Genomic DNA, 4375 nt, shown 5'->3' with positions numbered 1-4375 from the left:
CCCCCAGATCGAGGGCAACCGTGCCGGTGGGCAGTGTTAATCCTGGCTCCCAGTACCAACGGTGAATTGTTAGCTGAGGCGCCCCGTCGGCCATAAAAAGATAGAGTTTGGTCAGCTTGTCGAGGGCCAGGGCTCTGGGCTGGGCGGTGCGCCAGTCGCTCAGGGCGAAGCGCAGGGTGAAAGGACCGGGGGCAATGGCCCGCTCCAGATTGACCCGGCTGCGATAGTTGACTGACGCCGCGTCATCGGCCCGCAGGATGAGCGTCTGGGTCTGCGAATAGGGATTATGCCCTTCGATCACCAGTTCATCATCTCCACCGACGGGCCAGGGGACTGTGTCGAAGGTGAGGCGCTGGGGCGTCTTGTCGCCAGTCAGTGGCAATGGGACAAGTCCCGCCAGATGGCTCGCTGCCATCACAGGCTCCCCGCCGATGAGGAACAGTGCCAGCAGTAGCCAAGGGATCCATGGCAAGCGAGTTCGCATTCCCGCCCCTCCTGTCATATCAATGCTGCCAGCCAGGTTTTCAGTTCATCGACCTTATGATCCCAGCTTTGTGTTGCCACTGTCTGCTGACGGGCATGGCATCCCTGGGAGTGGGTCAGCGTCTCCCACTCATTGCGCTGGAACCAGTCCGGACCGTGTTCATCAAAGGCGGCGCGGTTGATTGCCTGGGCAAGATTGTCACCGGGGCGGGGCAAGTGCACCAGCTCCCGATAATCATCGAGCGCCGGGAAGTCGGTGCTGACGATGGGCCGCCCTACCGCCAGATACTCCCGCAGCTTGAGGGGGTTGCAGGCACGGATCTGGGCGTTGTCGACGAAGGGGAGCAGGCTAACCTGCCAGTGTTGGGCATAGGCGGCCAGGGTGTGGTGAGGTCTGGGCCCGAGCAGGTGAATATTGGGTATTCCCACCAAGGCGCTGAGGTCGGTTTTTTGCGGCCCTATCAGCACTAAGTCCCAGTGGGGTAGGGCGCGGGCTGTCTCTGCTAACAGAGGGATGTCGATCCAGTCACTCAGACTGCCGTAAAAACCGGCGATGGGGCGTCCACTTGGCAGATCCGCCGGGCGCGATTGGGGCGGCATAAAGAGATCGAGATCGACCCCGTGGCTCAGCAGTCGAGTCTTGTGGGGAGGAAAGCGGCTGGCCAGCGCCGGGCTGGCGGCCAGGATGAGATCCGCTTTTTCAACCAGTCTGGCCTCACAACGGGCAATGGCATCATGATCGACGCCTGCCAGTGCCGAGAAGTCATCGCCGCAGTAATAGATCACCGCGCGCTCGCCGAGCTTACCGACCAGATCCACGGCACTGGGCAGCGAGATCCAGAGTAGAGGACGGTCAAGATCGGGCAATTGGCGGCGGATCTGGGCGGCAAGCCAGTGACCGTTTATTCTGCCCGCCAGGCGGCTACCGGGCAGGGGCAGCGCCAGCGGAGGCAGCACCTTGGGGCGTGGTTGCGCCTGGTGTGACTGTACCGCCTCTTCCCGCTTGGCCGAGAGACCTAGCACGGCCCCCAGCTTGCGCCCTAGGCGGCCAAGATCGTGCAGATTGAAGCGGGGGCGGCGCATGCCGATGGAGTTGACCCAGAGCACCTGATAGTCCGGCAGCAGGCGCTTGATCATATGCTGGGTGCTGGAGGGGTGCTGGCCCCAATCTTCGCCCAGAACCACCAGTTGTGGCTGTGCTGTCGGTTGCATCATGTCCGGTTCTCCTCTGTGAGAGTGGGGGCCGCGAGGATGTCGTGGCTATCTTGGGTGTCGAGAGGGCGCAGTACCCGAGCTGGTACCCCGGCGGCCAGCACTCCGGCAGGTAGATTGTGGGTCACTATGCTGCCTGCGGCGACCACAGTGCCCGCTCCAATGGTGACACCTGCCATCACCATGACACCGGTACCGAGCCAGACATCCTGCTCCAGGACGATGTCGCCCACCTGCTCGTCCTGATCAGGCAGGCCCTGGGCCCGGGCCCGAGCGTCCAGCGGGTGCCCCGGGTAACCTGCAAGAAAGGCACGCCCGGCGATCCGTACGTTATCCCCCAATACCACCTTGCTACCCACCGCAATGGTGGTCTGCCAACCGATACCGACATTGTTGCCGATCGTCAGTTGCGGATCCTTGCTCGACGGGCGGCCGCTGATGGTCATGGCGGCGCTGAGGCGGCAGTCGGAGCCGACTTGGATTGACACGGGCCCGCTGATAAAGGGGATGCCGCCATAAAGATAGAGGCGGGGGGCGGGCGCTTTCAGGCGTGACTGGAACAGCGGTGTCCACCAAAAGGAACGGGTCAGGGGCGACAGGCTCTGGCTGCCCAACTTGTAGAGGCGATAAAGCAGGCGATGAAGAGGAGGAATCAGTGGAAAGGACCAGCTGCGTGCGCCCTTGGCGAACCGCCATACAAAGCGGGCTTGCGCCGACTCGCCCTGTTTGGCCCACGCTTTCATCCGGTACATGCTGATGCTGTTCATTGTGTCGTCTCCTTATTCTCATCTGCCGTTTGGCCGACCTGTCAGGGACTAGCATGGATCGCGCCAATCGGGCGCGTCCTGCAGATGAGGGGCTGATGGTGGTGGGCGTGGCAGGGGGATATGCAAATTGCGCTATCCGTGCTGCAAAACGCAAATAACAGTCTCATTTTGGACCTAATATGCTTTGCTGTGAGTGTAGGACTCAGGAAAACAGGGGATTATCGTCATATATGCTGTCTGGCGTGCCCTTTGCATTGGCGGTACATGACCCAGGGCGTGTTGCCTGGTGGCTGGGAGGCCCTATGAAACTTGGTGTGAACCAGATAGCCATGCTCTATTACGCGGTCGGATTACTGCTGATGAAGGGCATTTCCCTGCTGATGCTGCCGGTGCTGACCCATCAGTTGCTGCCTCGCGAGTATGGCCAGCTGGAGGTGTTACTGACCATCATCAATCTGGGCTCACTCATTCTCGGCTTCGGTCTGGTGGACGCCCTCTACCGCTTCGCTGGCATGGCACAGAACGACGCCGAACGTAAACAAGTGGTGGCGCGGGTGTTTGGCCTGGTATGGGTCATTGCGCTGGCCAGTCTGGTGGTGCTCTGGTTGCTGGCCCCGCAGGTACAGCGGCTGCTGCCGGCGGAGACCCGCTTGGCCGATGTGCGCTGGGTGCTCAGTGCCCTGCCGTTCGAGGGGGTGATCGGGGTGCCGTTGGCGTGGCTGCGGATGCGCAATCAGGCCCGCCTTTTCTTTGTGGTCACGGCTGGCAAGGCTGTGATCCAGTCCCTGCTGACGGGCTGGTGGCTCTGGTTGGGCTGGGGTGTGAGCGGGGTGCTTGCCTCCGGCACCCTGACCTGCATCGCATTGGCCCTGCTGCTCAGCCTGTGGCAGTGGCGAGATAGCGGGATCCGCTTTGACTGGCAATCCTATCGTCCCCTGATGCGTTACGGTATGCCACTGGTGGTGAGCGGGCTGGCTGGCTTTGCTCTGAGCGGGCTGGATCGCTGGTTGCTGGCAGACGTGGTTGGCGAGACTCTGCTGGCCTACTATGCGGTGGCTGGCAAGCTGGCGCTGGCGGTGGGGCTCTTGCTGCAGCCCTTTGCCCTCTGGTGGTATCCCCGCCGCTTCATGCTGCTCAAGGAACCGGATGGCTTGCGCCTCAATGCGCACTACAGCGTGTTGGGGTCGGTGTTGGGTTTTGCCACTGCCGGGGTGGTCGGTCTCACGGCTCCCTTGCTCATTCACTGGCTCACTCCGCAGAGCTATCACGGGGCCATCGCTTATATCCCGTTGTTAGTGTTGGGAATGGCGGTGCGCAATGTTTCCGATCTGCTCAATGTCGGTTGCTTCAGCGGCGAGGAGAGTAAGGCGCAAATGTTCATCAATCTGGGCTGCAGTGCGCTTGGCGTGGCTGGCTTTTTGCTCACAATCCCGCAGTTCGGGGTGGGCGGGGTGATCTGGACCCTGCTGTTGGTCTACATGGTGCGGGCGTTGGCCTTCTATCTGGTGAGCCAGCGGTTGCTGCCGTTGCCATATCGCCTCTCTATGCTTTGGGCGAGTAGCGCTGGGTCGTTGGCCATGATGTGGCTGGGTCAGTGGTGGGCAGGGCAATGGGTCGCCTGAGCCATGCACTGTGGGGGCTGGCCGTCAGCCTGCTGGTGGCGGGGCTCTGGTGGCGTCTGCCTCATCCCCTGCTGATGCCGGTGATTGGCCTGGCTATCCCTGCTATCTGGTTCGCCCTGCGTTGGCCATTTTTGATGGTGCTGGGGTTTGTCACCTTCTCTTTCTTTCGTCTGCATGAGGTGTTTCCCCAGCTCTATCCCCTCAAGATACCGCTGCTGTTCTCGCTGGCCGCCATTGGCGCACTGGTCTGGCACATTTTGCTGACCGGGCGGATCAAACCCTACTGGAGCC

The 4375-nt window shown here is 61.7% G+C and carries 3 protein-coding genes and 2 pseudogenes; 2 read left to right on the top strand and 3 right to left on the bottom strand.

Features of this window, described 5'->3' with window-relative positions; all coding sequences use genetic code 11:
* The 3 genes and pseudogenes from AAC083_RS15170 to AAC083_RS15160 all read right to left on the bottom strand — a co-directional run.
* Positions 1-415 (bottom strand): annotated as a pseudogene (locus AAC083_RS15170) (hypothetical protein); the annotation flags it as partial.
* A gap of 83 nt (positions 416-498) precedes the next feature.
* A complete protein-coding gene (locus AAC083_RS15165; RefSeq protein WP_181364583.1) occupies positions 499-1698 on the bottom strand; it encodes a glycosyltransferase in 1200 nt (399 codons plus the stop codon).
* Positions 1695-2462: an acyltransferase gene (locus tag AAC083_RS15160; RefSeq protein ID WP_108535372.1), complete on the bottom strand. Its 768-nt coding sequence runs from the start codon at positions 2460-2462 to the stop codon at positions 1695-1697. The genes AAC083_RS15165 and AAC083_RS15160 overlap by 4 nt, the downstream gene beginning before the upstream one ends.
* Positions 2463-2764: 302 nt before the next feature.
* On the opposite strand from AAC083_RS15160, the gene AAC083_RS15155 reads away from it, so the two are divergent.
* Both AAC083_RS15155 and AAC083_RS15150 read left to right on the top strand, forming a co-directional pair.
* Positions 2765-4084 carry a lipopolysaccharide biosynthesis protein gene (locus tag AAC083_RS15155; protein WP_042034149.1) on the top strand — a complete coding sequence of 440 codons (1320 nt, stop codon included), beginning with the start codon at positions 2765-2767 and terminating at the stop codon, positions 4082-4084.
* A pseudogene (locus tag AAC083_RS15150) lies at positions 4072-4375 on the top strand (oligosaccharide repeat unit polymerase); the annotation flags it as partial. The gene AAC083_RS15155 and the pseudogene AAC083_RS15150, both read left to right, overlap by 13 nt.

Source organism: Aeromonas sp. HMWF014, assembly GCF_963878295.1.
Taxonomy (GTDB): Bacteria; Pseudomonadota; Gammaproteobacteria; order Enterobacterales; family Aeromonadaceae; genus Aeromonas; species Aeromonas popoffii.
Note: the sequence above shows the minus strand (reverse complement) of the source record. Positions and strands in the feature narration are given on the sequence as shown.